Here is a 232-nt window from a genome sequence, read left to right as displayed (position 1 = left end):
GAGTAAATTATAAGTTGGAGATTTGTTATATATAAGGATGTAGATTATGGGAACTAATAGAGTTGAGTGGATTGATACAGCTAAAGGAATGGGGATTTTTTTAGTGATTTTAGGGCATACAGGTAGTTTAGGAGGAAGAATAACCAATTATATATACTCTTACCATATGCCACTTTTTTTCTTTTTATCTGGATATTTATTTTCGGTGGGAAAATACAGTAATTTCGCTGGA

General features: G+C 31.5%; 1 protein-coding gene. It reads left to right on the top strand.

Translation table 11 applies throughout. The annotated features are described in order from the left end of the window. Window positions 1–46 precede the first annotated feature (46 nt). A partial coding sequence (locus KVS67_RS13510; RefSeq protein WP_217565594.1) for an acyltransferase family protein occupies window positions 47–232 on the top strand: 186 nt, incomplete at its 3' end.

Source organism: Micrococcus sp. GbtcB5 (assembly GCF_019091605.1).
GTDB classification, from domain to species: Bacteria; Actinomycetota; Actinomycetes; order Actinomycetales; family Micrococcaceae; genus Micrococcus; species Micrococcus luteus.
The sequence above is the reverse complement of the archived record's forward strand: the minus strand, read 5'-3'. Positions and strand labels throughout refer to the sequence as shown.